Annotated in this window: 17 protein-coding genes; 4 read left to right on the forward strand and 13 right to left on the reverse strand. The window is 44.7% G+C overall.

Going from position 1 to position 24,988, the window contains the following annotated elements; translation table 11 throughout:
• Window positions 1-262 precede the first annotated feature (262 nt).
• The 3 genes from htpG to RIG66_RS12435 all read right to left on the reverse strand — a co-directional run bounded on the left by htpG (window position 263) and on the right by RIG66_RS12435 (window position 4,158).
• A complete protein-coding gene (gene htpG / locus RIG66_RS12425; RefSeq protein ID WP_446378434.1) occupies window positions 263-2,245 on the reverse strand; it encodes a molecular chaperone HtpG in 1,983 nt (660 codons plus the stop codon).
• A gap of 117 nt (window positions 2,246-2,362) precedes the next feature.
• Window positions 2,363-3,253 carry a sulfotransferase family protein gene (locus RIG66_RS12430; RefSeq protein ID WP_446378436.1) on the reverse strand — a complete coding sequence of 297 codons (891 nt, stop codon included), beginning with the start codon at window positions 3,251-3,253 and terminating at the stop codon, window positions 2,363-2,365.
• Between the two features lie 131 nt (window positions 3,254-3,384).
• Entirely contained in the window at window positions 3,385-4,158 is a 774-nt protein-coding gene (locus RIG66_RS12435; protein WP_446378438.1) for a sulfotransferase family protein, read from the reverse strand.
• Window positions 4,159-4,426: 268 nt separating this feature from the next.
• On the opposite strand from RIG66_RS12435, the gene RIG66_RS12440 reads away from it, so the two are divergent.
• Window positions 4,427-5,404 carry a glycosyltransferase gene (locus RIG66_RS12440; RefSeq protein WP_446378440.1) on the forward strand — a complete coding sequence of 326 codons (978 nt, stop codon included), beginning with the start codon at window positions 4,427-4,429 and terminating at the stop codon, window positions 5,402-5,404.
• 146 nt (window positions 5,405-5,550) lie between these two features.
• On the opposite strand, the gene RIG66_RS12445 is transcribed toward RIG66_RS12440, so the two are convergent.
• From RIG66_RS12445 to RIG66_RS12470, 6 genes are all read right to left on the reverse strand, one after another.
• On the reverse strand, window positions 5,551-6,522 hold the full coding sequence (locus RIG66_RS12445; RefSeq protein ID WP_446378442.1) for a glycosyltransferase: 972 nt from the start codon (window positions 6,520-6,522) through the stop codon (window positions 5,551-5,553).
• Between the two features lie 15 nt (window positions 6,523-6,537).
• Window positions 6,538-7,488, reverse strand: coding sequence for a hormogonium polysaccharide biosynthesis glycosyltransferase HpsE (gene hpsE, locus RIG66_RS12450; protein ID WP_446378444.1), 951 nt, complete (start codon window positions 7,486-7,488; stop codon window positions 6,538-6,540).
• A 344-nt stretch (window positions 7,489-7,832) separates the two neighbouring features.
• Window positions 7,833-8,816: a hormogonium polysaccharide biosynthesis glycosyltransferase HpsE gene (gene hpsE / locus RIG66_RS12455; protein WP_446378446.1), complete on the reverse strand. Its 984-nt coding sequence runs from the start codon at window positions 8,814-8,816 to the stop codon at window positions 7,833-7,835.
• Between the two features lie 214 nt (window positions 8,817-9,030).
• Entirely contained in the window at window positions 9,031-11,694 is a 2,664-nt protein-coding gene (clpB, locus tag RIG66_RS12460) for an ATP-dependent chaperone ClpB (protein WP_446378448.1), read from the reverse strand.
• 346 nt (window positions 11,695-12,040) lie between these two features.
• Complete coding sequence (locus RIG66_RS12465) at window positions 12,041-13,354, reverse strand: dihydroorotase (protein ID WP_446378450.1); 1,314 nt, start codon at window positions 13,352-13,354, stop codon at window positions 12,041-12,043.
• A gap of 596 nt (window positions 13,355-13,950) precedes the next feature.
• A complete protein-coding gene (locus tag RIG66_RS12470) occupies window positions 13,951-15,531 on the reverse strand; it encodes an NAD(P)H-hydrate dehydratase (protein WP_446378452.1) in 1,581 nt (526 codons plus the stop codon).
• 301 nt (window positions 15,532-15,832) lie between these two features.
• Here RIG66_RS12470 and RIG66_RS12475 point away from each other — a divergent pair, with 301 nt between their 5' ends.
• Window positions 15,833-16,309 carry a DUF29 domain-containing protein gene (locus RIG66_RS12475; RefSeq protein ID WP_446378454.1) on the forward strand — a complete coding sequence of 159 codons (477 nt, stop codon included), beginning with the start codon at window positions 15,833-15,835 and terminating at the stop codon, window positions 16,307-16,309.
• Window positions 16,310-16,568: 259 nt separating this feature from the next.
• On the opposite strand, the gene RIG66_RS12480 is transcribed toward RIG66_RS12475, so the two are convergent.
• The 4 genes from RIG66_RS12480 to RIG66_RS12495 form a co-directional block, all read right to left on the reverse strand.
• A complete protein-coding gene (locus RIG66_RS12480; protein WP_446378456.1) occupies window positions 16,569-16,760 on the reverse strand; it encodes a hypothetical protein in 192 nt (63 codons plus the stop codon).
• Between the two features lie 136 nt (window positions 16,761-16,896).
• Entirely contained in the window at window positions 16,897-17,526 is a 630-nt protein-coding gene (locus RIG66_RS12485) for a hypothetical protein (protein ID WP_446378457.1), read from the reverse strand.
• 50 nt (window positions 17,527-17,576) lie between these two features.
• On the reverse strand, window positions 17,577-21,098 hold the full coding sequence (locus RIG66_RS12490; protein ID WP_446378459.1) for a VPA1262 family protein: 3,522 nt from the start codon (window positions 21,096-21,098) through the stop codon (window positions 17,577-17,579).
• Window positions 21,099-21,552: 454 nt separating this feature from the next.
• Complete coding sequence (locus RIG66_RS12495) at window positions 21,553-22,692, reverse strand: glycosyltransferase WbsX family protein (protein ID WP_446378461.1); 1,140 nt, start codon at window positions 22,690-22,692, stop codon at window positions 21,553-21,555.
• A 295-nt stretch (window positions 22,693-22,987) separates the two neighbouring features.
• Here RIG66_RS12495 and RIG66_RS12500 point away from each other — a divergent pair, with 295 nt between their 5' ends.
• The gene (locus tag RIG66_RS12500) at window positions 22,988-24,016 is read left to right on the forward strand and encodes a permease (RefSeq protein ID WP_446378463.1); all 1,029 of its coding nucleotides are present in this window, start codon (window positions 22,988-22,990) and stop codon (window positions 24,014-24,016) included.
• A gap of 160 nt (window positions 24,017-24,176) precedes the next feature.
• Window positions 24,177-24,938 (forward strand): TIGR03943 family putative permease subunit, encoded by a 762-nt coding sequence (locus RIG66_RS12505; RefSeq protein WP_446378465.1) that lies wholly within the window; start codon window positions 24,177-24,179, stop codon window positions 24,936-24,938.
• Window positions 24,939-24,988: the final 50 nt, after the last annotated feature.

The following is a 24,988-nucleotide window of genomic DNA, read 5'->3' on the forward strand; positions in this document are numbered from 1 at the left end:
ACGAAAAATCGGGCATTTCGGCTTTTAGAAGTTAGCTTGACCGAACAAGATTCTGTACGGTTTTCCTCCCTTGTCCTCTTGTCCCCCTTGCCCTCCTTGTCTTGCCCCAACCGCACAGTAAAAAACCTACACCTGTCAGCTGGGGGTGAGGGGGTTCTAGCTTAAGTTGATACCTAAGACGTCAGTGCAGGGCGCACGTCACGTTGATAAAGGGCGCACGTCAGGTTGATAAAGGGCGCACGTCTATGCGCCCCTACGGTATCTAACGCTCGGTCAACCGCGTCAACACTTGATTCGACCGTTCCACAAATGCCTTCATTCCATTGGCGTCAAAGCCTCGTTGCGCCATTAATGCCAAATCATAAACGTGTTGACAAATTTGATTGGCTAGTTCCCCACTCGGCGATGAACCCACACCTTGGACAATACTCCCCTGACTAATCTCCACCAAGTTCTGAATCAAGGGATGCGCCGTATTCACGACTAAAATATGCTCCTCCGGAAACTGCGCCGCCTGCTGCTGCAGTAGGGCGGTCATATCCTGCAACCGTCGCATGGCTTCCGGTAACAGTACCATGGCTGGCGGTGTCCCTTGGGGGTCATCAGATTTCAGCGCCTGGGTTTTCACGTTTACCTTGGGCTTGTTTATCGCTTGCTCAAATAACTCCTTAATCAGTTCGCTACGAGTCTTATTAGTTTTGGGGTCAACGATATCTGACGCCTTGTCTTGGTCAACCAGGGTATTATCTAACTCCGAGTCTACCCGCGAGAACTTGACATCCGAATATTCCTGTTCCAGGAAACTAATAAAGTGGGTGTCGATAAACGAGTCCAGATACAGGACTTCTAACCCCTGATTCTTGTGCAGTTCCACATAAGTCGCTTGGGCGGCTTCGTCGGTACAGTAGAAGACGTGGTTCTCGTGGTGGGCTTTGTTGCGGTCTAAATACTCCTTCAGCGTCGTATAGGTTCGCCCTTGCTCATCCTGATTCACGGCGGCTGGACTCACCTCTTGCCAAGCATCGTCTGCTTGTGACTGCACTTCTACCTCCGGTGTCTCTGCTTGGCTTTGGGACTCCCCAGAATAGGTGGTGCGATACATAATGATATCTTCAACTTGCTTTTTGAACTTATCATTATTCAGCGCCCCAAACTTGACAAAGGTACCCACATCTTGCCAGCAGCGGATATAGTCTTTGCGTTGCTCAGTATATAGTTGGTTAAGACGGTCAGCGATTTTCTTGGCGATAAAATCCGCAATCCGGCGCACCGTCCGGTCATTAGTCAAGGCGGAACGGGACACATTGATGGGAATATCCGGACTATCAATTACCCCGCGCAAGGGCATGAGGAAGTTGGGAATGACTTCTTCGCAGTTGTCACTGACAAAAACCTGATTACAGAATAACTTGATATGACCTTTGGTCACATCCACATCCGGCTTCAGTTTGGGGAAATAGAGAATCCCATTCAACAGGAACGGATAATCAGTCTTCAGATGCACCCACAGCAGGGGGTCTTCCTGAAACGGATACAGATAGCGATAAAATTCTAAGTAATCCTCATCCTTGAGATCCCGTGGTGATTGCTTCCACAGTGCTTTGTGTTGATTGAGATCCTCCCCATCCAGCTTAATTGGCACTGGCATAAAGTCGCAGTACTTCTTCACCAGTTGGCGAATCCGGGCGGGTTCGATATATTCGGTCTCTTCATCCTGTAGCGTCAGCGTAATCGTGGTTCCCCGTTCTTGGCGAGAGGATTCCGACAGTTCAAACTGAGGCGAACCATCACAGGACCAATGTACCGCCTCAGCCCCGGCTTGGTAGGAGAGGGTATCAATCTCGACTTTCTGTGCCACCATGAAGCAGGAGTAGAACCCCAAGCCGAAGTGACCGATAATCTGCTGGTCGGCGTCTTTTTGGTATTTCTGGATAAATTCTTCGGCGCTGGAGAAGGCGACTTGGTTAATATATTTTTTCACTTCCTCAACCGTCATGCCAATCCCGTTATCGGAGACGGAGAGGGTTTTATTATTTTTATCCAGGGAAATGGTAATTTCCGGTTCCCCCACATCCCCATCCACTTCTCCAGAGTAGGACACCATCTTCAGCTTCTGGATAGCATCCACAGCGTTGGATATCAATTCCCGCAAGAAGATTTCGTGGTCGGTGTAGAGCGACTTCTTGATAATGGGAAAGATATTCTCAGTATGAATGGTGATTTTTCCCTGTTCGAGTACAGTCATAGGTATAACGCCATATAGGTTTAGGGTTCATTGATGATTTTGCGCGATCGCAGCTGATTTTCAGGAGGGGATGACCCACGGATAAGATTCGGATTTCCTCACTTGATTGGTCATTTGTCATTTGTCTTGAGTTATATTTTGATAGGCTGAGTTTTTTGAATTAGATGTTTGGATCAATTCTTCCAGGTTAACCGTTGCCAACTGTTCCCGAATATAATGCTGTTGTTGTTGATCAAATATCTGGTAAAACTTCTGATAATTACCCTTCTTAATACCCTGCTGATTCACCGCCCGTCCCTCATGCACAAGACTAAGTTGCTTGCCCATAACTTGATAATCTTGCAGCATTTTCTCACTAAACTCAATACCAATAAATTGACACAAGTGTTCCAAAACGGGACGGGGATTTTCCACCAACCCTTCGTACTGGACTAAATGATGATTCGGCTGATGAATATGGCGGCGAGTTGCCTCAATTGCCCGTTTCCAGTCGTCCAAGCATCTGTCAATTGTCCTTGCCCCTCCCCAGGGTTTGGGATACTTGTTAGTGACTTCATACAACGAAGCCACGACATCAACTCCATTCCTGACCAGATGAATAAATCTGGCTTCAGGAATCAGCTTTTCAATATAGTCGATTTGATAAATATGATCCGGAGTTTTTTCTAAGAAAATATGCTTCCCCTGTTCTTGCGTCAGCAAACTCATAATTGCCATAAATCTGCGGGTGTAATATCCCAATAAAATTAGCTGAGGCAGGCGTTTGAGGAGTTCAGGGCGCTCAAGTTCATCTCGAAAATAAATCTCCATCCTCGGTTTTAACCGTCGCGATATCAACCCCAATGCCAGTCGGCGAGGTTCGTATTCAGGAATGCCATAATGAAAGAATTTAGATTCTCGAAAAGAGGCAATATCGGGATGAGCCGCAAGTAGACTCTGGAGTAGGGTTGTCCCTGAACGAGAACAGCCGACTAAAAACAGCGGTTGACTGGATTGACGAATTTTCATAGGAAGTAGGGGGTAAAAATTAAAGTTAATGGCAAGGATCGTCCTTCGTCCTTCGTCCTTTAGAAGGATTGGAGAACTATTTAGTAACTTTAATAGAATTGGGTTTATTGCTACCAACCGACTCAAGAAAATTAATAGGCACGAACTTGCTCCAAATCCTTTAAACTGTACCCAAATCGATTAACTCTTTTTTCAAATAAATTTTCGATGACCTGACAATAGATAGTTTTCAGTCCGCCTTGCTGGTGCTTCATCTGCCGCCACTTGGCAAAATAGTTTTGGTTGGCATTGGGATTAATTTGGGGAGCCATGGAAATAGCATCAACACCGACACAATCAAGAACTAAATCCAACGTCTGTTGCGGTGAAGCCACAAAGTCCTCATATTTAACCACAATAACATTCTGGAGATACTTTCGATCCCGATCAAATCGTTCGTGACACCGTAGCCAATGTTCCATCAACGAATACATTGAGGTATTACTCCACTTAGCGGTAGCACAAGACACAGCAATGGGATGCCGCAACATCATAATAAAAAATGAGTGGGGAAACATCGCCTGCAAAAATCGGCTCCGAACTAAATTGGGTGGTGATTTTTCCAGTAATACAGGTTGAGTCATATCCCAATAGGGCTTCCATTCATCAAACAGTCGTTGGGCATTTTCCGCAGATACTAAATCTGATTTCTCATCCATGAATGAAGCCTTGACAAAGCCAAAACGCCCTGCTCCCCCATAGACTTTTGCTGGCGGGTAGACCGATTGTAACCATTGCCCTTCATCCTCAATTGCCCCTGTATCTTTAAACCCACTAATTTGAGGATGTGCTGCCAGCGTCTTAGCCAGGAGAGACGTTCCGCTTCTGTGTAATCCCCCAAGAAAAAGGTACTTATAATCTTGCATATATAATCGTTAACGACAAAAAAATATTAATCAGGAATTATCATTTAGTCTAGTTTAGCATTCTCCGGCAAAGGTTCTATAATAAATAACCGTGACGACTAAGTAGTCGGACAAAAGAAAGCGGCACGCCCATTAAGTTTTGTAAAACGCCCTCAAACTTTTACTGTTCCCTGTTCCTTCCTAATCTCAATCGTTAACTTTAATTGTGTCCACCTACTTATACCTTCAGTTCATTCAAGCTTAACTCTTAATATTGCCCATCAACTCTATGCCACTTATTTCTGTTGTGATTCCCGTCTACAACGGGGAAAAGACGATTCAAGAGACGATTGAATCTGTCACTAGCCAAACCTTTAGGGATTTTGAACTGATTGTGATTGATGATGGTTCACAGGATTCTACCCTGGATATTGTCAAACGTATTCCCGATTCTCGCTTAAAAGTGTTTTCCTTCCCCAATGCAGGTTTAGCCGCCAGTCGTAACCGAGGGATTAAGCTAGCCTGTGGAGACTATATTTCCTTTATCGATGCGGATGACTTGTGGACACCGGATAAACTAGAGGCTCAACTTCAGGCGTTGCAAACGCATCCCCAAGCGGCTGTCGCCTATAGTTGGACAGATTGTATTGATGAATCGGGTCAATTTTCCCGTCGCGGTAACCATATCACCATCCAGGGTAATGTTTATGCTCAGCTTTTATTAACGGATTTCATCGAAAACGGCTCGAATCTTTTAATTCGTTCTCAGACGTTTGAGAAGGTGGGGTACTTCGATGAATCCCTTCCGGCGGCTGAGGATTGGGACATGTGGTTGCGGCTGGCGGCTAATTATGAGTTTGTCGTGGTTCCATCCCCGCAGGTTCTCTATCGACTATCGGCGAGTTCTATGTCGGCGAATGTTGTCAGACAAGAGGCGGCGTGTTTACGGGTAATTGAACAGGCGTTTGCTCAAGCACCTGATTCTCTACAACATTTAAAACAACCGAGTTTGGCTAATTTATATAAATACCTAACCTTTAAAGTTCTGGAGGGATATCCAGAACCCCAAGCGGGTCAAATAGCGATGCGCTTCTTGTGGCAAATATTACGCCATGAACCTCACCTCTGGCAAAAAGGAGTAACGTTAAAGGTTTTGTTGAAAAGTAGTTTGCTCAGCCTACTTCCCTCTCAACTTGCTCATCAATTCATGTTAAAAAACTGGCTAAATACGACTACATTGCTTGGCTATATTCAAATCAATCCGTGATTTTTTAGGGTAATAGCCGTTGTGTAATGTGGGTTCGGTAACAGTAGTAACCCATCAAAACCTTGAGAAATGGTGCGTTAGCCAAGCGTAACGCACCCTACAATTTTGCTTATTGAGAAAATATTACAATATCGGAAGATAACCTATTAATTTTGTAACTGACGCTCTTTTCGCAACGAATTTCTCAAGCTTGTGCGTATTCCTTGAGCTTGGTGAGGAGATAGGAGAGTTGCCAATCCAATTTTAAATAAAACGATTACCATTAATTTTCCGCGTCGCAGCCAAGCCGGGTCATTGAGAATCGCTTGCCAGAAAAACCGTACAGCAACTAATCCTTGGCGTCGTTCCAAATTTCCCTCCAGTGCTTTCAGGGTAAGATACTTATAACGATTCCCCAAAATTTCCCGTTTCAGGTGTTGTATAGATGGGGGAGCCTGTGCCCAAGCTTTTTCTAATACACGCAAACTTCCGGCTTCCATTTTCCAAACATTAAACGAGGCAGACGTCGGGGAAATTCGATATAAAATTTGAGCCGATGGTACAGCTACAAACTCATAGCCAGCCGCCAAGCGTAACCACATATCCCAATCTTCACACGGTGTTACTGAACTGTCAAATTCACCCACCTCAGTTAACACGGTTTGGCGAATCAAGGGATTAGAACCACTCTCGATAAAATCTCTGACTAATAATTTTTCATACACCTGTCCACTTTCAGTAATATGACCTCCCGGACGCAGAAATTGTCCCGATTCATCAATCCAATCCGTCCAACTATAGGCGACAGCCGCTTGAGGATTCTCTTGCAACGCTTTCAGTTGCGCTTCCAGTTTATCAGGTGTCCATAAGTCATCAGCATCTAGAAAAGAAATATACTCCCCTGTCGCCTGAGTCAGTCCTCGATTGCGAGTCGGTGCTACTCCAGCATTAGGATAGGAAAACACCCGCAAGCGTTCATCCTTTATCTGGGAAAGAATCTCTAGGGTTCTATCAGTTGAGCCATCATTAATTACCAATAGCTCAAAATCTGATAGAGTTTGCTTTAAAACAGACTCAATTGTCTCTTGTATGGTTTTTTCGGCGTTATACGCAGGAATAATAACTGAAATTAAGGGCATAGTAATTGGGCTTCTTTATAGTGATGGACTTCGTTTCACAACCAAAAATGAACTGAGCAAGCTTCCCCAGAAAAATTCCATTTCACAAGCGGCAATTAGATTAGTCTTGAATTGCCCCCGATACTTGATCAACTGTAAAACAACTCGACGCAAGCTGCCCAAAAAGTTGCGAAGAACAATCAGTGGTTTCTGCCACGGTTTAGCATTCACCATCCGTAGCTGACACGTCGCTAACCCACACCCCCGTGAAATAGAGAGTAAATAATCTCGTTCTAATCGCCAGTGGGGTATTTGATGATAGGTGTGCAAATCTGGATGATACCAAATTTCCCACCCAGCTTTATATATGTACAGTAAGGGTTCATAATCATCCCCCTGTATCATCACTCCCGGTAATTTACCTGTTAATGTAGGACACGATGGCACAGTTTCACACCAGGCTTTTTTCCGCACCACCAATGAAGCCGCTGGCGGTAATCTCAAATTTTGCGGTTCAAATTGATGGGGTGTGGAACCATGTTCTCGAATCGCTAAAAAGGCTTGGATACGTTGAAAATTTTCCGGCGGTTCGACTTCAAAGTCCCCATGAATTTGCCCACTAAATGCACCCGCTTGGGGATGTTCTTGGGCAAAGGTATACGCTTGGGCTATCCAATCGGGATTGGGTAAGTTATCATCATCCAAGAATCCAATCAGTTCCCCCTGCGCCGCTTGCACCGCCCGTAATCTGGCAAACGCCGCCCCCTGTTGCGGTTCCAGGATGTACGTTAGGGGAACATCGACTAGCCAATTCCCTTGATACTCATGTACCACTTGGGCGGTATTATCTGTACTGTTATTATCAACAACAATTATTTCCCAGGAAATCTGGTCTAAACCTATTTGCTGTCGCAGTTTTTCAAACAGCTTCGGCAAACGGCTGGCACCATTATATGTAGGAATCGCTACGGTGAAGTCTATAGACATTGTTTGGTCATTGTTATTTGTCATTGGTCAAAACACTGATTTCACGGATTTATTTGGGAGATAGGGGTAGGGAGGTGAGAGCTTATTGACACTGATTACACAGAGAATTTAGTTCTCTCATCAAGATAGGATGATTGGGATTTTAAGCGTCATTGGTCTTATGTCATTGGTCTTATGTCATTTGTCGTAGAATACTGGTAATCTTTTGGGGCGGGTTTAGTTATATTAGCTTGTTAAAGCAAACGTTAGTGGTAAAACCCGCCCCTACCATTCCTTTTTCTTCTCCTGCTCCCCCTGCTCACCTTAATCAAGCCGGATTGAGGGGTGAGTTTATTTCTTCCCACCTACTTGCCTTTCAGGGTGATGATTTGGTTCGGGTGATTGAAATAGCCATTTTTGTATAAATAGAATGGACTCTCTAAACTACTCAAAACGAGTTGCCATTGACAAGCGGCGACTAAATCCGATTGACGTTTACCCTGATATTTAAGACTGTGAATAATGAGTTTCCGCAAGTCGTTAACGGTATAGGCAACAAAAGCTAAGGGGCGTTGCCAAGGCTTAACACTTAACATGCGGGTGACAAAACGGCTGAGTCCAATGCCACGCATAAAGGGAATTAAATAGTCTCGCTGTAAGCGTTTCTGGGGAATTTTATGGTCAATTTCCATGTCTGGATTATACCAAATTTCCCAGCCGTTGAGCTGCATATAACTTAACATTTCCAAGTCTTCTCCGGTGAGCATATTTCCCTGAATTCTGCCGGTTAAAATCAGTTGACTAGGAACACTATCCAAATAAGCCTGTTTGCGAATGACTAATCCGGCGGAAGGAGGTAATAATTTGTTGTGGGGTTCGTAGCGAAAGGGTTGGTCACCACGTTCTGCGATCGCTAAAAAGGGTAAGATAGGTCGTAAGCTGTCTGGAGGCGGTACTTCAAAGTCGGGATGGATTTGACTCCCATACGCCCCCGCCTGGGGATAGGCTTGAGCAAAGGCAACGGCAGCAGCCACCCAGTTTAGGGCGGGAATGTTATCATCATCTAAAAAGCCAATCAGGGGCGCTTGGGCTTCCTTAACGGCTAACTGGCGGGCAAATCCTGCTCCTTGTCTGGCTTCAACGCAGTATCGTAAGGGATTGTCGGGAGACCAGTTTTCCTGATAAGCTTTAATAATCTCAGCCGTATTATCGGTACTGTTATTATCAATAACGATAACTTCCCAGCGAATCGATTCTGTACCCGTTTGGCGGCGCAGTCGTTCTAATACTTCGGGGATTCGGCTTCCGCCATTATACGTGGGAATCGCGACGGTGAAGGTAAGGGACATAACAAGTCACTTTTGCCTAGTTGAGAAGACAATCGGTTTAAGTGTTTGTAGTTAGTGCTGAGGCACTGATGGCGCTAAAGCGCTTACTACGAACGTTTAAGGTTTCTTAGAGATGCCCCTGTCCTGTATTCTGATCCTAACTGAATAGTAGTTGAATTCGGCAGAGATTCTCCTAAAACTTTAAACTTTAATGAAGATTTTTTACGAAACCCGTTCAATGTACCGATTGCGGTTCCGGCAAATTTACCGCCTCCTTTTTCTCAAAGGTGAGGGCATTATCCACACAATGAACGAGGATTGTATCTCCCGCCCCAAATGTGTTTTCTAATAACTTCGTGGCAATTGGATTTTCGAGTTCCCGTTGGATTGCCCGTTTCAGAGGACGCGCCCCATAGACTGGATCATACCCAACATTTACCACATAGTCTTGCGCCGTCGATGACAGTTCAATGGAGATTTTCTGATCCGCTAACAACCGTTCAATCCGTTTCAGTTGAATCTCGACAATTTGCCGCAGTTCCTTACGAGTCAGGGTATGGAAGATAATAATATCATCGACACGATTGACAAATTCGGGGCGAAACTGCTTTCTCAAGGCATCGGTTACCCGTTTTCGCATTTCCTCATACTGGGTATCATCCCCTGCCACACTGAGAATATGATCACTGCCAATATTACTGGTCATGACAATAATCGTATTGCGGAAATCCACGGTTCGCCCTTGGGAGTCGGTGATGCGTCCATCGTCAAGAACTTGTAATAAAATGTTAAATACATCCCGGTGTGCCTTTTCCACTTCATCTAGCAATACCACCGAGTAAGGGCGGCGGCGAATGGCTTCGGTGAGTTGTCCCCCTTCTTCATAGCCCACATATCCGGGAGGCGCACCCACCAATCGGGAAACGGCGTGTTTCTCCATATATTCGGACATATCAATCCGCACCAATGCCTCCTCACTGTCAAAAAGGAACTGTGCCAAAGCCCGCGCCAATTCCGTTTTCCCCACACCTGTGGGTCCCAAGAAGAGGAATGAACCGATGGGGCGTCCGGGATCTTTCATCCCCGCCCTAGCGCGACGAATGGCGGCGGCGACGGCTTCCACGGCTTCTCCTTGTCCAATCACTCGTTTATGCAGATGTCCTTCTAACTGCAACAGTTTCTGGCGTTCCGACTCCAGCAATCGTTTTACCGGAATCCCTGTCCACTTGGCGACAATTTCGGCAATATCGGCTTCGGTAACTTGTTCCCGGAGTAAGGCGGAACCCTTCGCCTGGAGTTCCATCATCATCGTCTCTTTTGCCTCGCGATCGTGCTGGAGTACCTCTAATTGTCCATACTTAAGCTGGGCGGCTTGATTTAAATCATAAGCGCGTTCGGCTTGCTCAATTTTAACCCGGAGTTGGTCTTCTTCTTTTTTCAGGTCATTAATTTCTTCTAAAAGTTGTTTTTCCGACTGCCATTGTCCGTTAAGCTGTTGGTGATTGGTTTCGAGTTGTTCAATCTCTTGTTCAATCCGGGCTAACCGTTCCTGAGACGACTGATAGGCACTGCTAACGGCGGCGACACCCTGACGCTGACTTTCGGCTTCTAGGGATAGCTTTTCCATCTTTAGCTGCATCAGCCTGCGATCAATGGCTTCGAGTTCCACGGGTTTGGAGGTAATCTCCATTTTCAGCTTAGCGGCGGCTTCATCAACTAAATCAATGGCTTTATCGGGCAAAAAGCGATCGCTAATATACCGATTCGATAGGGTTGCGGCGGCGACTAAGGCGGAGTCGGTAATCGTCACATTATGGTGAACTTCGTAACGTTCCTTAAGTCCCCGTAAAATAGAAATCGTATTGTCCACCGTCGGCTGTCGTACCAGTACCTGTTGAAACCGTCGTTCCAAGGCGGCGTCTTTTTCAATATGCTTGCGGTACTCATCTAAGGTTGTCGCCCCAATACAGCGCAATTCGCCTCGCGCTAGCATGGGTTTGAGTAAATTCCCGGCATCCATGGTTCCTTGACCTGATCCGGTACCGACAACCGTGTGCAATTCATCAATAAACAGGACAATATGCCCATCGGACTGGGTAACTTCCCGTAAGACGGCGCGGAGTCTATCTTCAAATTCCCCTCGATATTTCGCCCCAGCAATTAAACTCCCCATATCCAGGGAAATCAACTGGCGTTCTTTGAGGGATTCTGGCACATCTCCATTAATTATCCGTTGTGCCAATCCTTCTGCGATCGCGGTTTTACCGACACCGGGTTCCCCAATGAGTACCGGGTTATTTTTAGAACGTCGGGATAAGACTTGCACCACTCGACGAATCTCTTCATCCCGCCCAATTACCGGATCAAGTTTCCCGGCTTTGGCTTGTTCGGTCAAATCCCGCCCAAATTTCTCTAGCGCTTCATAGCGGGATTCGGGACTTTGATCGGTGACTTTTTGGGAACCCCGAATCGCTTTAACAGCGGCTTCGAGTTTGGTACTATCCAGGTCAAAGCCTTTAAACAAGCGGCGTCCAATGCGTTCATCGGCGGCTAATCCCAAGAGTAAATGCTCAACCGCAATATAGTCATCTTGCAGGGCGACTCTGGATGCCTCGGCATTATCCAGCATAATATCCAAGCCTCGCCCCAGGTAGAGTTGGTCAACATTATTCACCTTAGCTTGGCGATTGGCGAAGGCTTCTAGCTGCTGCTTAAACGTCGGCACATCCACCGTTACCCGTGAGAGAATCCGGGCGGCTAACCCCTCTTGTTCCAAGAGTGCGATCGCCACATGTTCAACTTCTAGCTGTTGATTGCGACAGCGGCGGGCAACGTCTTGGGATTTAACGATCGCTTCCCAGGCTTTGTCGGTAAATTTGCTGGCGTCGGTGGGCTGCATGAGTGGTTATCTAGTGATCGAGTCTTGCTTGATTGAATAGTATCTCCCAGTGGCAGTATAACAATATAAGTAGCCCACGGCTTGACACGGTTTGATCTTTACGATCAGCTTCACTGGTATTTAAGGCAATCGTTCTCATTAAAGGCAATAGATAATAAATTTTTGATCTTTTCCAAAAATTGAAAATAAGTGGGTTTATAAAGTTATGTATTTAAATGTTATATTTCAAGGGAAGCATAGCCTCAACCGAGACATTTCCTTATCGAACTGGGTAACGAAAGGGCGGGTTTAGTTAAGTTATCGGTTTGGCGCCATAAGTTATCCGTCAAACCCGCCCCTACTTCCCCTACTTCCCCTGCTTCCCCTGCTTCCCCTGCTTCCCCTGCTTCCCCTGTCCTGACCACGTTTGAACCGTGCGCCCCCTAACCTTTTGCCCAAACCACGGTGTATTCCTGGAGAGGGATTTCAGGGTATCTTGTGCCACTGTCCAACCCTGCTGCGGGTCAAATAACACCAGTTCGGCGGGTTGCTCATTGGCAATCTTCGCGGGGGATTGACCTAGACAAAACGCTGGATTTGTGCTAATAGTTTGCCACAGTTGCAGTGCTGAACATACGCCAGTGTCCACTAAATTTTGCCAAAGTAAAGGTAACGCTAACTCTAAACCAATAACTCCCGGTGGCGCTTCGGCAAAGGCAACGGTTTTCTCTTCGTAGGTGTAGGGTGTATGGTCAATGGCAATGGCATCAATCACCCCATCCCGAATGCCTTCGATGAGGGCGATGCGGTCTTCGGGATTGCCTAATGGGGGGTCTAAGCGTAAATTGGGATTATAATTGCTTACATCTTGAGTATCCAGCAGCAAATGCATCCAAGAGGTACTCGCGGTTACTGGAACCCCTCGTGCTTTCGCTGCTTGAATCAGTTCCACACCGCGACGGGTTGATATCCGCATCAAATGCACCGGAGTCGCGATCGCACTGACTACTTCTAAAATGGCAGATAAGGCGGCTGATTCTGACATCGCAGGATTTCCAGGGATACCAAACCGGATAGAATTTGCCCCTTCCCGCATCACCCCATTTCCCTTTAACTTCGGGTCACACGCCCACAACGCCACCGGGATTGGCAACGGGTGCAGGTATTCTAACACTCGCCGCAGTAAAGCCAGATTCGATAAAGGACGCCCATCGGCAAAACCTACGACGCCTGCGGCGGCTAACTCAGCCAGTTCCGTCATCTGTTGTCCTTCCACGCCCTGGGTTATCGCACCCCAGTAATATAGGTGAGGAGAAGAGTGGCTGGGATGGGAACGTTCCTGCTGACGCACACGGGCAAGTCCAGAGGGATTGTCTAACGGTGGTACTGTATCCGGCAAAATCGCTAATCGGGTAAAGCCTCCAGCAGCCGCCGCCGTGAGAAGTGATGTCCACGTTTCTCGTTCCTCATATCCGGGTTCCCCCGAATGACTGTAAAGATCAACTAAGCCAGTCCCTAAAATTAGACCTTGGCAATCCCGCACCACAGTATCACTTGACCATTCCGCAATTTTTGGTGCAACAGCCTTGATGATGCCGTCTGTAATTAGCACATCAGCGAGTTGGTCGGTTCCAGACACCGGATCTAAAATCCGGACTTGTTGCAGTAGTTCATTAGTCATGGGAAACACACAATTGGGGATTTAAGGACGGAGGGTTCAGTTGGTCATTTTTCGGTTGCCACAACAGCGAAATACTGGACAAATAAGAAATCCGGAGATTGGACAATTTTTGCTTGTTGAACAAAGTCAAAAATATTAGCCGTGCGGAGATCATTTGTCAAGGCAAGTGTTCCAGGCAAACGTCATGATCGAGTGACAAAAACTCAGGATCAAGAATGGTTTACCTTATTTCTATACCGAGATGTATTGCAGCGGAAGACCGATAAATAGATGAACCTCCCGAAACGCTAATGCTGTAAACACTTCTGGTGTAGAGAATTTCGTCTAACGGCTGTAGACTTTATTAAAAATTCACACAATCTGGAGTGTTATCCTGCCACAGTCTTTCTATTTGAATCTCTTATCTCTCTATTTGGTCATTTGTCATTCGTCATTTGTCCTTGGTCGAAGAATTCTGGCACTCCGTTGGGGCGGGTTTAGTTATATCAGGGTGAAAACCTTCCCATTAATGGTAAAACCCGCCCCTACAACTTTCAAAACTCTTCCCATCTCCCCCATCTTCCCCATCTTCTCTATCTCCCCCATCTTCCCTATCTCTACCCTCTGCCTTCTTGAAATACGGGGATGAGATACTCTGACAAGGTAAAAGCATCCACGCCCAACTCGGTGCGTTCCTGTGCGGCTAAAATCCCAGCTTGGGCATGCCACCAAGCCGCCGCCGCGACGGTGGCGTCTAGAGGAAATTTAGCTGTAGCGGGCTGTGCGACTAAACCGCCGATAAGTCCAGTAAGAACATCCCCACTCCCTCCACGGGCTAGGGCGGGTGTACTTTCTGGCACCAGCCAAACCGATCCCTGGGAATGAGCGATCGCACTTCTGGCACCTTTTAATAAAATCACAGATCGACTCAACTGAGACGCCTTTTGTACCGCACTCACGCGATCCGGAAGCAACTCCGCCGAATCCGGAAATAACCGCTTAAACTCACCCACATGAGGCGTTAACACCGTCGCCCCCTGACGCCGGATTAACGTGGGAATGGTTTTCAGTTCCGCCAAACTATTTAAGCCGTCGGCGTCTAAAATTAGGGGACATTCCACCCCCATTAATTCTTGTACCAAAGACTTCCCATCCAGCGTCAAACCCGGACCACAGGCGATCGCACTAAATTTACTTAAGTTTACAGAATCAGGAAGTTGTGCGATCGCGCCACTGGCGGTTTCCGGACAACCAATCACCAGCGCTTCCGGAACATGACTGACTAATAAAGGTTTCAGCGATTCGGGAACCGCCACAGACAGCATTCCCACCCCAGACGCCCGCGCCCCCAGTGCGGTTAAAATGGCACCGCCAGAATATTGGGTTGAGCCACAAATCAGCAGTAGATGCCCTTCCTTATATTTATAAGTAGCGGCTGGACGTTTTAGCGGCAGACAATCCCGCACCATTGAGGAAGTCACCCGCATTCGTCCCGGTGATTGACCCAAAACTGCCCAAATATCCACCAAGGGGATACCAAAATCAATTAATTCCGCCTCCCCCAGATAATCCAATCCTTGATCTTGTAGGTAAGCCTGCTTCCACAACCCCAAGCAGAATGTGCGACTTGCCCGAAGTGCCGTACCCAAGACTTCCCCGGTATCCGTGTGAATCCCAGAAGGTAAATCAATACTGAGGATAGGTTGGGAGAGTTGATTCAACTGCTTCACCGTATCCGCCAGATTCCCTTCGAGCGATCGCGTTTGCCCAAAGCCAAACAATCCATCAATAATTAAATCACAATCTAGCAACGGCTGAATCTGCTCATAAAAAGGAATTCCCAAACTCTCCGCATATTGAGCATGTTGGGAGGTTAATTCCTTAAGCTTATTAATCGGACGATAAATCAGCACCTCATAACCCTGACACTGTAACTCCCGCGCCACCACCAAAGCATCACCGCCATTATGTCCCGGACCCACTAACACACCCACGCGCCGCGTTTGCGGATAGGGATAAAGGGTTTGAATCCGCCTCGTAATCAACCCCGCCACCTTTTCCATCAACGCCGCGACAGGCATTCCCGCCTCAAAGATACGCCCTTCAATCTCGCGCATCTGCTCAGCGGTAACTACGATTTGTTCAATTTGTTCGCGTCGCTTTGTCGGTTGCACAGCAGTTATTCCCCATTTCGCCATCTTTGATTATTGCGCTATCAGATGCTGATTTGCATCAGTCCCCTGAAAGATGAACAACGTGCCAAACCTAAGTAACTGCCTGTTTGCCCCGGAGCCTTCTGCCTTTTAGGATCAACCCGGATTGGGTGTGACAAGCAATTGTTTAGATTAAGTACCTGGACATAAATTCTGTATGCTGTACTAAGAAATGTGAAGAAGTCGATCAATCCTTACTGTTGCCTGTTGCCTGTTGCCTACTCTCAACCGTTAACTTTAATGAAAGTCCACCTACTTATCAATAGATTAGCCACAAAATAAGCCAATGAAAACAACCAATAAATCGTCTCCAGCTTACGAACTCGACTTTTATGGATGGACACAGGAACAAGCAAAATTGCTCCAGGAACAAAAGTGGAGTCAGTTAGATATTCCCAACTTGGTTGAGGAGATAGAAGCATTGGGTAGACAGGAACGGCAAGAGCTGGAAAATCGCTTGGGAATTTTATTAGGACATTTGCTCAAATGGGAGTTTCAATCTGATAAGCGCTCAAGGAGTTGGTTTGCCACTATCCGGGAACAACGCCGTCGCATAGAACGGCTGCTTAAAAAAAGTTCCAGTCTGCAACCTTACCTACCTGAAGCCTTAGAGAATGGATACCAAGATGCCTTAGATTTAGCCGTTCGCGAAACCTCTTTGAGTTACAAAACCTTTCCCCCAGAATGCCCTTATTCTCTGGAGCAGATTTTCAATAACAACCTTTTTCCTGGAGAGACTTTTGATCCAGAGGAATACCGTTAAGCCGAATATTAGACGTTCGTAGTTGCGCTGTCTTCGCCATCAACGTTTGCTGCGTTACGACAAACATTTCGTTTAGTTCAAGCTAACGATGGCGTTAGTTTACCCAGAAAAAATGCTCCGCTTACTGGCATAACCCAGCTAAAATAGTGGAATATATTTAACCATTAAATCGGGCGCAAAGCTTTGCGCCCCTACAGTTTCCCGGCGTAAGGTTAATCTATCAAACTTGGTGTGCCACACCAGTACCATTACATTACCATCACAGGAATTCCGGGAACAGAAACGAATTAATCCGCTCAGCTAAATCTGCTGGTGTTGGCGGATCACCTGGGAAAAGTCCTAATCCATAAGCACCATCTGAAATAATAACAGTTGCCGCTTGCCAAGCCCAATAGCGGGTCAACGCATCAGCCTGTTCAATTTGCACTGAATCGATAATGGTGATAGACACAGCAGGAGTTAAGTTTGTAGGGGCGGGTTTTACTATTATCTGCTGCAATAGACCTAGACGTGAATAAACCCGCCCTGACCCTACCTATCGTTCATAATGATACAAAATAGTTGCACAAGTCAAGCGATCGCACACCTTAGAGTTCTAAGGGCAGAGATAGAGGACGAGTTGTCTGGATAATTTGTGAGAAAATCCCCAAAATCAAGTCCAAGTTATTCAGATAATGTTCCCCGCGTTCAATGGAAACTGTCGTTTTGACTAATTTAAGAAATTTCCAAATACTTCCAGTTGTAATAACTCCATAAATACAACCAATTTCATTATTTTTGTGTTCGTTAAAAATTTGAGCTGCAACCATCTCGGCAATACATTGAGGAATTCCTGATTTAATATTATCGTTCTTAGCTTCCACCAGTGTAACGACTGGTGCTGTCACTTCCAACTGTTTGGGCGAATGACTGAGAATAAAATCACATCGACCATTGAGTCCTCTGTCTTTATCAATGTTAAAGTCAGTTCCCGAAAATAGGCTAATTTGGCGGTTGTATTTTCGGCGAACTTCGATGAGGATAGGAGTAACAATCATCTCAGAACGCGCTTTTTCGGTATTAATCTCTAATGCCAGAGGAATATTTTCCTCTAATGTTTCGCTCAATAGTGGACTAGGCAGGACAGGTTCTACTGTGTCAAAGAGTTCAACACGTTCTTGAATAATCAGATTAAAATTTTTCTCTAGATCTTCTAATGTAAAATCACTGTATGACATAGTTGTTTTTATGGGGTGTTACATACTCTAAAATTAGAATAGAGACAGTGTTATTCAGGCAAATATAAGTGTTTTTCTCTATCCTGTTTAACTTCAGACAATAACTCTCGAATATCCTTCGTGCCTGTCCAAAGGGTTATATCGATGTTATCCAATATTTTCTCTAGCCTGCTAACCAATTCTTCAAGCTCATTTTCTTTACCTATTGTTCCATCAACTCCGTAGAGTAGAGTAATTTCAACTAAAACTTTCAGCCACAGTAAGCTATCACAAGCACCTTTCCACGCAGAAAAATCTAGCGAACGGGAAAATGGGCGGTTTATAGTTCGTTTAGCAGGGTTGAAAATTTTCTTGTTAAGTTTGTCGCGCCATTTTGTTCGACAATCTTCAGTTGCATTAGCGATAGCCCAGCCACAAGTAAAAGTAAGTTCTCTATCTGTCAGCTCGTTGAACCAGGAACGAGATGATTGATTATCTGGCTTATGAATTATGGCAGAAATACAAGCTTCTAGTCGCTCGACGAGAATAGTCAGCCATAGCTGTGCAATTTCATCAACCGTCAGTTTATTATCTTCTTGTAAGGGTAATAAAAGCTCATTACTTGTAGAGACTGCCCAGCTTCCCTCGCTCGGACCACCGAGGCGATGAACAACATCACGTAATTCCTCCGCCGATAAATTTTCTACCCACACCTGACGGATTTTATCAAAAATTTTTAAGCGGATATTCTTGATTTCTTCATTTTCATGTCGATTATTTTGGTTAGCTCTAATTCTTAGTTCAAATACCCACTCAGCTAAAGCATAAAGACGTTCTTTTTCTAGAAGTATATCGATAGTATTAAACGCCTTATGTAAATCAATATTCTGATTCCGTAAAGGAGATAGGCTTTGTGCAGCAATAGCTCTAAGTAGAGGAACATCACTTCTTAACAGGGCGGATAAAAGTCCGTTATCTGTTACACCAGTATACTGAATTTGGATGAGTTGATTTAATATTTGCTTGATAACTGACGTGAGTGTATGCGCGATTGCCCAATAGTTAGAATTGTTTTCGTTTACTTTTTTTAAGGCATCTCGAAGCTCTGTGATAACATTTAATAATAGTTCTGGATCTAGAATCGCCAGCGCTTTTGCCGCATACTTAATGCCAAAACAATCATAAAATCTATAGAATGAGTAATCATTATTTATCCCTTTTGAAAATTGACCAATATCGCTTATTACTTCGATAAAATTATGTTTTATGAGATGAGTGATACTTAATGACTCTTGACTATGGTTAGCCCCCAATGAGCCTATAGGTGGTTCTTGATAAGATGCCTGAGATAAAAAGTGCTGAATTTTGAAACATAGATTTTGATCTCCCTCGTAAACAAGTTGCTCAAAGTATTTACCTGACTGGTTACTATGGGCTAGCCATGCTCCCAATGCTGTCCATAATTTGGCAAAATTTTCCTCACCACTAGCGACAAGAATCTGAACAAAATAGTTAAGCTGTGAATAGACTTGCTTAGTAACTGTAAACCCACTGCCTTCCCTAATGAGAATCCCCTTATCTTGCAAATTATTGCTCAATTCAGATTCCTCTAGGTCTGACAATCTATTTTCATTCAAGAGGGCAGCAAAAAAGAACCCCGCATAAGGAATAGCAGCTATTCCTTGCTGATGCTTTGAATTAGAGTGAGAAGATGTATCAGTGTTTCTATTTGAATCAAAAAGTGTAATAATCTCATTAGAAGAATCATTAGCAGGTGCCAGCAAATCAATAACATACTTTTCGATCGCCGTCAACACGTCTCCATTAATGGGAGTAATTAGGAGAGGATAATATCGGGTTGCCTTTTGAATAGAATTAGATAAATGATAACCTATTTCAATTTCACCTAATTCATCAAAAACCAAAATATACCGATCATGAAATTGTTGAGTTTTTCCTCCTCCTCTGCTTCTTACGTCTAGCAATTTAAATTTTAACTGCGTAAGCATAAACCCTAAATTTTTACAGGCTGTTTTAAGACGTTTTGCCCTTTGAGGTTCTTCTGTCGTGTTAACTTCATGAATTTGGTTGTCCTCCAGTTCTAGAGAATCATCATTTGATTTAACTTGAGTGTTGGTCAGAACCACATACTCAGTTTGAGTGGCTTCTGCTCGTGCTATTAGTTCTATAACACCTGATGTATCAAAATAGGGATCGACAAGTAAAAGTTTACTGGCTGTAGAACTTTTAGTTAGGGATTTAAGCCACGCTAAGAAGCTAAGCCCACCTTCCTCCGTAGCCCAACCTTTCGGAAAAAAACGTCCACTTGATGATTTATGGAAAAGTTTTTGAGTTAGTTTATTAATTATTTTATTAGCAGCTATCCAAGGTGAAAGTTTGTATCCCTCAAACAACCTTTTATCGTAATGCACTCGTTGAACAGATTGAACGTCTTCAACAAGTTGGCGAATAGTAGATTTTTTTGAATCTTTAAATTTTTCCAGCCAATATGACTGTAATTTTGCCTGAAAGGTAGGTATTCCTAGATTGAAACCAATCTGCTTAATAAGACCATAAGAGTATTCGTACCAAATCGACCAGGTTTCTTCAGTAACTTCATATTTCCATATAGTTACAAGAAATTTATTAATTTCTTGGTCAAAAATAAAATTAATTATTGTATCGTCATTAGTAATCTGACTAATTTTGCATTTGTCTAAAATTACCTCATCACTATTCCACAAGCGACAACGCACGATGATCTGAGTATTTGGACAAGAAGTACCTGCTAGGACTGTTATCTTGACGTTACTAGGAGATGAGGTAGGATCAATTTTTACTTGAGAGTTCTCATACTCATCTGCTGCTGGAAAAGATAACCATTCGATATTACCCAACCGTTCACTGTCTGCGCCGCAAAAGTTTAGTCCGGTTTCCTCTGTAAGATAGTAGAGACATTTCCTGATCAAGTCGTCGGCTTCTGGTAACACATCTTTTTCATCTTGATAAAAAAGACTCAGTTTATAGAGTTGCCAGAGAAAGCCAGCGAAAGCCGGCACATCATCAATCGGACTTTTGATGTTTCCTCTATTTGTCTGTCCCGTCTCAAGGAATACTACTGGACGAACCGCGAAAGATTGGGCTAATTGTCTTGGGGATTTTGCCAGACACAGTTGACCATAGGGATTTTTTTGATGGGGAGGATCTATACCAACTTTCTTACATGAATTATCTAATGAAAATCCTTGTGCAAGTTCTTTGATAAGGCTAAAAATAGTATGGCTATCGTCATACAAAGTTAGTTTAGCTATGCGAAATTTGTAAGGATTGTTTTCGGTTCCCCAGTTTTGCTTTCTGCCACCGTCTGAAATGTACCATTGACCAGGATTTTTGTAAGTTGCCGGGATAACCCATCCGAATAAAAGCCGATATTCTGTTTTTGTATCTTGCGTTAACTCTAGTAGCCACAAATGTAGAGAGCAAGGTAGAGAGCAAGCACCAGAATCTCTGAAAACTCTGGCAAGACGTGGGTCTTGACTGAGTTTCTCTAAATCCTGTATAAGATCTGTAGTAACAGAAGAATCTGATGTCATTTTAGGTTATCTAATCTCGCCAATTTATCACTCACTACTTGGAGACTGCGTGATTTTATATCAGCAGTTATTATGTCTTATTCTTTATGTAATATAACTTACTACAACGACTTTGGCAAATGGCATGGGAGCATGTGATGGAAAGCACAAGATACTCAAGCTAACCTGCTCTCGTTGGGTTACTCTACCCTTCGGGTTCTCCTTCGGAGTACGAGAAGGCTGACGCTCCTTACGTCGCTATCGCTGCGCGTCACGCCTACGTTCCTTAACCCAACCTACTTGCGTTGACATTCATCCAACTTGCTAACGCTCTACAATTTTCCATTGGCTTGCTGAATAGTGAACACAACAATCATAGCCAATCCCGGTTTACAAACCTCTTTATCATCTAGTCCGCGCAGGCGGACTTTGTTTGTATAGTTGTGACTTCTAGTCGCCGATTCTGATTTGAATTTCAACTATAGATTTCACCGCGAATAACCTCTAAAAATGCTTTACCAAATTTCAGATCTGGCTCCAAATAATTACCCTCCGCCCATTCATTCCACGAGCGGATAAAAATTAGCTGTTTTTCAGATTCCCGTTCCGATACAGTTTCAATCGCCTCTTGCAGATGAACTCTAAATAAATCTGGCGTTGATTTGAGAAACACCAATCCATAGATACCTGTTCTCGGCGTGTTATCCCAATTCGGAAAGATACAGGGATAAGTGACAAAATACGGGTGACTGCCCTTAAAGGCACACTTAATCGCTTTTTCATAAGAGTAAAGTAGCGGATAATCCGAAAACTGTTTATATTTTCGGTAGAACCTCCGGGATGAGAATGCGCTAAACCTTTGCTTAACTTTAGTTAAACTCCGCTTCTCTGGAAAAATTCGGGCTGAAGCCTGCGTAAAAACATAATCCGGATTGATAATAATAGATGCATCAAACCCATTAGGTTCAGGAAACCAGTATTCATGTCGGGCAACTCCGATTAAATAGAGTCCCTTTAACCCGGATTTAATCGCTAAGTCTCTCCAACAGTCCGTAAATTGTTTTGAATCTGGCAGCTCCTCCGGATTATAAACCAAAAATAGAGGTTTACCCTCAACCGTGATATAACGGGGATCAGTAAACGCCTCCAAGAGGGTATAAAAATGAGTCGTATAATCTGCCAAACCGGGATACGTTTGCTCAATTAAAACCCGATCCGGACAACCATGCCAAATCCCAGTCCAGGTTTGATTTGCCCAAGCTAGACAAAACGGAAAATTCGGCTCACCTGATTTTAAGACCTGATTAAACGGTCGTTCTAAAACCCGCTTACCCGCAAACCAATAATGCCAATAACAAAACCCTTCAATTCCATACTCTCTTGCCAGATCCGCTTGCGCTTGTCGGGCTTCGGGTAAGCGCAAGTCGTAAAATCCTAAATCAGCCGGAATTTTAGGTTGGTCGTGTCCGGGAAATAACGGCTTGGCTTTGGCAACATTTGTCCATTCCGTGAACCCTTTTCCCCAGGCTTGATCATTTTCAGGAATCGGATGAAATTGCGGCAGATAAAACGCAATTAGACGAGCTTTTGCTGATTTTAAGGGTTTGGTTGTCATTCCGTAAATGTCCTCATGGATATCATTGGCTTAATGTTAACCCCCTAATCAAAGCCATTCGAGTGCCTGATTCCCTCCCCTTGATAAGGGGCTGACTTTTCACGCCATTTAGAAAAATTGACATTAGACCGTTCCCTAAAGATAGTGGTTAAATCATAAATTTGTGTACATCCTGATTTGATTTATTGCACCGTGAATGATACTTATTATCCCTTGATCCCCGTTTCCCTCCCTCCCTGGAAACTATCTGATACAATAGCGCTTACGTGTAAAAACACCCTCGATCGCGAAACGCATGAGTCAGTTAAACAACGCCTTTACCCTTTTCTTGAGTTTGCTGGTCGAAGCCATGCCATTTTTACTCATTGGCGTCTTATTTTCCGGCTTGCTGCTGTTGTTCGTCGATGAGGAACGACTGATTGCGTCTTTACCGAAGAACCCCTTCCTCGGTGCGGTTGTGGGGAGTTGTGCGGGATTTTTCTTCCCGGTGTGTGAATGTGGGAATGTACCCGTGTCCCGGCGGTTGCTGCTGCAAGGCGCACCCCTATCGGTGTCAATCGGGTTCTTGCTAGCCGCCCCCACGATTAACCCGATTGTAATTTGGTCAACCTGGGTTGCGTTTCGAGATCAACCAGAAATTGTCGTCCTACGAGTGTTGTTTTCCCTGGGTATTGCTATATTTATTGGTTGCGTCTTCAGTGTTCAGAAAGATATGCGCCCCTTATTGCAACAGACTGTCACCCGTTCCATGGTGCTTCCCAGAGAACAGAAGGTTAAAACTCCTCCGCAAAAGGAACCCCAACCCGCCCTGCTACAATCGGGTACATTTTTACTGGGTCAACCGGGAACTCCTGTGCGGATGGATGCGACAGTTCTGCAAGCCTCACTCGCGGCTACCCCCGCCCGGAAACCATGGTCCGATCGCTGGCGCTTGTTCTTAGATAATACCGTGCAAGAGTTACGGGAGTTAGGCGCGGTGCTAATTATTGGGAGTGCGATCGCGGCTACGATTCAAGTCGCCGTTCCCCGTGAAATTATCCTCAGTTTGGGTTCGGGTCCTGTCACCTCAATTCTGGCGATGATGCTATTAGCGGCTGTCGTTTCCATTTGTTCAACGGTTGACTCCTTCTTCGCCCTCGCCTTTGCTTCCACCTTTACCAGTGGTTCATTATTAGCCTTTTTGGTCTTTGGTCCAATGATCGACATCAAAGCCATTGGTTTAATGTTCTCTGTCTTTAAAGCTAGGACAATTTTTTACTTATTCGCCCTCGCCGCCCTATTAACCTTTTTGCTAACCTTAATGGTTAATTTGCATCTGAGTTAGTAGAGACGCCCCATGACACGTATTTACCCTTCGATTCGCTAGTATAACCGGGTGTGTAGGGGCGGGTTTAGGGACTATCGCGCAAGCTAGTGATGATAAGGTTTGTTCAAAACCCGCCCTGACTCAATTTTGAACAAGAGAATTATTTGACAAATGACCAATGATAAAAAAACAACATCTTTTACTACCCATACTCGATATTATCACCCTAGGCATCTGGGGTATTTTGTTAATTCAATACTGGGTCAGTGGCGAATTACAGTTACTCATTCACCCGAATTACTTTGCCTTAGTTCTGGGAACCGGGATACTGTTGCTAGTGCTAGCGGTGTTAAAAGCCATTCAAGTCATCGGTCAATTACCACCCCGACGTGCCAAAACTATGCCGATGATGCAACATATTAGCTGGTTTCCACCGGGTTGGAGTACAGGATTGTTGTTAGCCACGGCGATTCTAGGACTATTGGTGGAACCCAAAGTCTTTACCAGCCAGATAGCGATTCAACGGGGTGTCATGGAATCCTTAACCGCCACCCGCACCCAGCCTCAATCCTTCCGCAGCGTCAGCAAACCCGAAGCGCGATCGCTGATTGAATGGATTCGCACCTTAAGTGTTTATCCTGAACCTGATGAATATGCGGGTCAAGCGGTTAATGTTAAAGGCTTTGTCGTTTATCCCCAAAACCTATCCTCGAACTATTTATTAGTGACTCGCTTTGTGATTACTTGCTGTGCAGCGGATGCTTATCCAGTCAGTTTACCGGTGAAACTTCCGGGAACTCGTAACGCTTATCAACCGGATACATGGATACAAGTTAAAGGAAAAATGATGACAGAAACATTACAAGATAAACGGCAATTGGTGATTGACGCTAGTGAGATTGAAAAAGTTACTGAGCCCGATAATCCTTACTATTACTAAGTTAGATTTATTGAATAAGTTTTGTTATGGAGATAGGTATTAGGGATTAA

This window comes from Coleofasciculus sp. E2-BRE-01, assembly GCF_040221695.1.
GTDB lineage: Bacteria > Cyanobacteriota > Cyanobacteriia > Cyanobacteriales > Coleofasciculaceae > Coleofasciculus.

Excerpts from the sequence above, each read along its gene's own strand:
- htpG (WP_446378434.1), bottom strand. The coding sequence starts at position 2,245 with ATGACTGTACTCGAACAGGGAAAAATCACCATTCATACTGAGAATATC.
- RIG66_RS12430 (WP_446378436.1), bottom strand. The coding sequence starts at position 3,253 with ATGAAAATTCGTCAATCCAGTCAACCGCTGTTTTTAGTCGGCTGTTCT.
- RIG66_RS12435 (WP_446378438.1), bottom strand. The coding sequence starts at position 4,158 with ATGCAAGATTATAAGTACCTTTTTCTTGGGGGATTACACAGAAGCGGA.
- RIG66_RS12440 (WP_446378440.1), top strand. The coding sequence starts at position 4,427 with ATGCCACTTATTTCTGTTGTGATTCCCGTCTACAACGGGGAAAAGACG.
- RIG66_RS12445 (WP_446378442.1), bottom strand. The coding sequence starts at position 6,522 with ATGCCCTTAATTTCAGTTATTATTCCTGCGTATAACGCCGAAAAAACC.
- hpsE (WP_446378444.1), bottom strand. The coding sequence starts at position 7,488 with ATGTCTATAGACTTCACCGTAGCGATTCCTACATATAATGGTGCCAGC.
- hpsE (WP_446378446.1), bottom strand. The coding sequence starts at position 8,816 with ATGTCCCTTACCTTCACCGTCGCGATTCCCACGTATAATGGCGGAAGC.
- clpB (WP_446378448.1), bottom strand. The coding sequence starts at position 11,694 with ATGCAGCCCACCGACGCCAGCAAATTTACCGACAAAGCCTGGGAAGCG.
- RIG66_RS12465 (WP_446378450.1), bottom strand. The coding sequence starts at position 13,354 with ATGACTAATGAACTACTGCAACAAGTCCGGATTTTAGATCCGGTGTCT.
- RIG66_RS12470 (WP_446378452.1), bottom strand. The coding sequence starts at position 15,531 with ATGGCGAAATGGGGAATAACTGCTGTGCAACCGACAAAGCGACGCGAA.
- RIG66_RS12475 (WP_446378454.1), top strand. The coding sequence starts at position 15,833 with ATGAAAACAACCAATAAATCGTCTCCAGCTTACGAACTCGACTTTTAT.
- RIG66_RS12485 (WP_446378457.1), bottom strand. The coding sequence starts at position 17,526 with ATGTCATACAGTGATTTTACATTAGAAGATCTAGAGAAAAATTTTAAT.
- RIG66_RS12490 (WP_446378459.1), bottom strand. The coding sequence starts at position 21,098 with ATGACATCAGATTCTTCTGTTACTACAGATCTTATACAGGATTTAGAG.
- RIG66_RS12495 (WP_446378461.1), bottom strand. The coding sequence starts at position 22,692 with ATGACAACCAAACCCTTAAAATCAGCAAAAGCTCGTCTAATTGCGTTT.
- RIG66_RS12500 (WP_446378463.1), top strand. The coding sequence starts at position 22,988 with ATGAGTCAGTTAAACAACGCCTTTACCCTTTTCTTGAGTTTGCTGGTC.
- RIG66_RS12505 (WP_446378465.1), top strand. The coding sequence starts at position 24,177 with ATGATAAAAAAACAACATCTTTTACTACCCATACTCGATATTATCACC.